A 999-nucleotide genomic window follows, 5' to 3' on the forward strand; every position below is an offset into this window, starting at 1 on the left:
GACGGATCCTGTTCGGCGACGGCACTAGCGCATCGGTGTACCGCGAGACCGTCGTCGAGGGCGCCGCGGTCGACGACCCCGCGGTGTTGTTCGTCGAGTTCCGTCTCCGAGCGGTGCGCGGCCGCGGGCACACTGCGTTCCGGGCGGAAAGCCTGTTGAACACACCGTTGTTCGCGGGATTCCCGGGATTCCGAACCAAGCTTTGGCTTCGGCATGACGCCGAGGGCAGGTATCGCGGCATCTATCAGTGGAACGGCGCGCAAGCCGCCGAGGACTACGCCCGCGCGTTGTGGTGGGTGCTCGCCCTGGTGTGCCCGCCAGACACCATTCACTACCGGGTGTTCCCGGGCCGTTACCGCGATGACGTCCTGAACAATCCCGGAACGCCCACCGGCGCTGCAGCCTGCGAGGATCATGACGCGTGGTGGTTGCCGCGACCTGCAGCAAGTGCAGGGTGACGCGGCCCAGCGCGGGAGGCCTTTCGATGAGCGAACAGACGCATATGTCGCAGTCGGATTTCATGTCCTGGCGGATGGAAGCCGATCCGGTGCTGCGCTCGACCATCGTTTCGTTCGCCCTACTCGACCGCGCGCCCGACTGGGATCGGCTGGTTTCGATCTCGCGGCGTGGGGCGGGTCTGGTGGACACCTTTCAGCTGCAAGGCAGTCCCGGATCCGCTCGGTCTCGTCCCGCCGCGCTGGGTTCCCGATGCCGATTTCGAATTATCTTGGCATCTAAGACGATTCACGGTGGCCAAGCCGGGTTTTGAAGCGCTACTCGAGTTCGTCAGCACCGAGTCGATGACTGCGTTCGACAAGGAGCGCCCACTGTGGCGGTTCACCCTGCTGGACGGACTGCCCGACGGGCGCGCAGCGCTGGTTATGACGCTTCATCATTCGCTGACCGACGGCATGGGCGGTATGCAGATTGCCCGACATCTCGTCGACTTCACGCGCGAGGGTGACAACACGAATGGGGCAGCGGAACCAGTAGCGGACC

Annotated in this window: 1 protein-coding gene and 1 pseudogene; both read left to right on the top strand. The window is 64.8% G+C overall.

Features of this window, described 5'->3' with window-relative positions; translation table 11 throughout:
- Positions 1–458 (top strand): annotated as a pseudogene (locus tag A8G08_RS27335) (hypothetical protein); the annotation flags it as partial.
- A 168-nt stretch (positions 459–626) separates the two neighbouring features.
- Positions 627–999, top strand: a 373-nt coding sequence (locus A8G08_RS26465; protein WP_281182108.1) for a wax ester/triacylglycerol synthase domain-containing protein, incomplete at its 3' end; no start/stop codon positions are given.

Source organism: Aldersonia kunmingensis (assembly GCF_001646865.1).
GTDB classification, from domain to species: Bacteria; Actinomycetota; Actinomycetes; order Mycobacteriales; family Mycobacteriaceae; genus Aldersonia; species Aldersonia kunmingensis.